This is a genomic window from Sulfurovum sp. bin170, assembly GCF_010892395.1.
GTDB lineage: Bacteria > Campylobacterota > Campylobacteria > Campylobacterales > Sulfurovaceae > UBA1140.
The window spans coordinates 1-2,990 of sequence record NZ_JAACKB010000303.1; the positions used below are offsets into that span (position 1 = coordinate 1).

General features: G+C 35.9%; 5 protein-coding genes. All 5 read left to right on the forward strand.

The window, feature by feature from the left end; genetic code table 11:
* The coding region (locus tag GSY74_RS07125) for a hypothetical protein (RefSeq protein WP_223157500.1) at positions 1-258 on the forward strand (258 nt) is incomplete at its 5' end.
* Positions 259-277: 19 nt separating this feature from the next.
* Entirely contained in the window at positions 278-739 is a 462-nt protein-coding gene (locus GSY74_RS07130; protein WP_164664415.1) for a hypothetical protein, read from the forward strand.
* A gap of 87 nt (positions 740-826) precedes the next feature.
* The gene (locus GSY74_RS07135) at positions 827-1,339 is read left to right on the forward strand and encodes a hypothetical protein (RefSeq protein WP_255494575.1); all 513 of its coding nucleotides are present in this window, start codon (positions 827-829) and stop codon (positions 1,337-1,339) included.
* A 76-nt stretch (positions 1,340-1,415) separates the two neighbouring features.
* Positions 1,416-2,012, forward strand: a complete 597-nt coding sequence (locus GSY74_RS07140) for an outer membrane beta-barrel protein (RefSeq protein ID WP_164664417.1) — start codon at positions 1,416-1,418, stop codon at positions 2,010-2,012.
* Between the two features lie 48 nt (positions 2,013-2,060).
* Complete coding sequence (gene hisG / locus GSY74_RS07145) at positions 2,061-2,927, forward strand: ATP phosphoribosyltransferase (protein ID WP_164664418.1); 867 nt, start codon at positions 2,061-2,063, stop codon at positions 2,925-2,927.
* Positions 2,928-2,990: the final 63 nt, after the last annotated feature.

Genomic DNA, 2,990 nt, shown 5'->3' on the forward strand with positions numbered 1-2,990 from the left:
AGATTAACTCTTGATAATATAAAAGAGAATATAATAGACTTAGAAAAAATTGAAAATTTTGAAAAAGAAATCCAACATCCAGCTCAACAACTAGATGAAATTTATTTCTTAGTCAAAAGACATTGGAGTAAAAAGGAAAAGAGTGTATTAAAAACTATTAATAGTCTTGATTATGAAAATTTATACTTTGATGTAAAAGATAAAATTCCTAGTTTAAATCATTTAATAACAGAGATAGATAACTTTTTTTCTGAATAAGATTATTGATTAGAGTCTCATGGCTGAGGTATTGATAGAGATAAGAGATATACCTTGTGAATCATTTCTGCAAAGCAATGACCCCTCAGCCGTGGTTTTAGCCATACTTTGTGACTTTGAGGGCAAAGACAAACAAGAGGTAGTCAATACCATTTTGAAAAAGTTATTAGAACTCTCTGAGGATGAGATGAGTTTTAGAACTTACCTCAAAAAAGTTGAAATATACTCAACCAATAGAGCGTTAGAAGATTATGTAGAGAAAGGAGAAGAGATGTTATCTGTCGATATTGAAAAAATGCCATCGTTTAATAGAGGTTTGAAGAAAGGGCTTCAAGAGGGTATTAAAGAGGGAATAGAAAAAGGAAAATATGAGACTTTGAAACTCTCTGTCAAAGCTTTTTACTCCGTGGGGTATGATGCTAAAAAGATAGCAACCCTTTTGCACATTACCGAAGATGAGGTTCGTGAGTTTTTGAAGTAAATCGCTTCCTCTTCTATTCAGCATCCCAAAAGCTTACAAACAATATACTAGACCGACCAATCTACTATAAAAGGATAAAGTATGTTTATGACACAAGAAAACAAAGCACAAAAAGAGCGTTTGGATAAGATATTTAGAAGAGTAAAAATTCTCTATGGAGATGTGCCACCACAGATGAAATTTTTAGGAAGTATCGAAGCTGACTACTTAGAGGATTTTCTAAAGACAGTGATGCGTGTGGTTAAACATCCCAATATCAATCCTGACCTATTTGGATTTATTCGTCTCAATATTGCATTCAGAGAGGATTATGCTTACTGTAAGATGTGGAACACAAAGTTTCTACTTGCTAAAGAGTATACACAAGAGCAACTAGACAGGGCTATAGCTGATATTGCTGATGTACCATTTGATGATAAACATAAAGCCCTTGCAATTCATGCTATAAAAGCTATTTATGAGAGTAAAAAAGTAACACAAAATAATTTTGAACAACTATATAAAATGGGGTGGAGTCAAAAAGATGTCTTTGATGTGATAGAACATGCAGGGATGATTTTGCGTAATGGTCGGATATTGACAGCGTATATGGTGAAGTAGTTATGAAATAGTGCGATTCTAAAGAAGTCTAGTGTTAACAATACTTTAGATATAATTAAACAAAAAGGACTTCATCATGCTAAAAAAAACTCTTTTGATTTTACCACTACTCTTGACCCTATCTCATGCTAATCCAAAACCAATTATCCAAATCGGCTTCGAGAGTGGTGGAGATGAGCTTATCACTATCGACCATGATTATGAGAGTGACTACACCATAAAGGCAGGTGATGGTTTTAGATTTGAGCTAGGTATGGCGATAGAAGACCCACTGGGTGTATTAGAAGTTCAGTTTCTTGCAGGTTATAAGTTTGATAGTGATAGTGCAGACAACGGTAGCATCACTTGGAGTATGATTCCTCTCTCTGCTTTAGGATTTATCAAGATTCCAGGTTGGAAATTTGGTGGTGGACTAACCTATCATATCAATCCAGAGCTAGATGGTAGTTTTAGAAACTATAACTATGATGATGATATAAAAGATGAGTTCAAGAGTGCTTTAGGGGGAATCATGCAGATTCAATATGAGCCTATTGATGCTTTTGCACTTGGACTTAGAGCAACATTTATAGATTATGAACTCAAAAGAGATAACAGTAAAACAGCCAATGGTAACGCTATTGGTCTAATATGCACATTCAAATTTGGAGGAAAGCGTTCTAGGTTTAGATAAAATTAACTCTTTTACTATATAATTCTCTTTTTAAAAAAGGAATATGATATGGTACTAAAACTAGGAATCCCAAAAGGGAGTCTCCAAGAGTCTACAATCAAAATCTTCAAAGAGGCTGGTTATGATATAAAAGTAAGAGAGAGAAACTACTATCCATCAATTGATGACCCTGAACTAGAGTGTATGCTTATACGAGCTCAAGAGATGGCTAGATATGTTGAGGGTGAGCAGATAGACTGTGGACTTACAGGACTGGACTGGATAAAAGAGAATCGTGCTGATGTGATAGAGGTGGCAGAGCTAACTTATGCAAAACAGAGTTTTAGACCTATCAGGTGGGTTCTAGCTGTCAAAGAGGGGTCACCATACAAGAGTGTAAAAGACTTAGAGGGTAAAACTATCGCTACAGAGGTTGTAAATCTAACAAAAGATTATCTAGCGTCTCATGGAGTCAGTGCCAATGTAGAGTTTAGTTGGGGAACCACAGAGGTGAAAGTACCCAATCTTGCCGATGCTATCGTAGAGATAACAGAGACTGGCTCATCACTAAGAGCAAATGATTTAAAAATCATAGATACTGTACTAGAGACCACTACACGGTTTATAGCAAACAAAAAAGCATATGCAGACCCTGAAAAACGAGCAAAAATGGATAGAATCGTTATGATGCTCCAATCAGTCATAAATGCTGTTCCAAAAACTTGCTTGATGTTAAATGCTCCTAAAAGCGAGTTAGATGCTATATTGGAGATACTTCCAAGTGATAACCCAACAGTCTCAACTCTAGCTTCTGGTGACTGGGTTGATATAGTGGCTGTGATGGACAAAAAAGAGGTTCGATATATTATCCCAAAACTCAAAGAGCATGGGGCTAAATCTATTGTGGAGATTCCTGTCTCTAAGATAGTAGAGTAGGAACCGACGGCTTTAGCCCAATGCCAATGAATTAGCGAGGCTGAAGCCATCGGTTCCGTATAT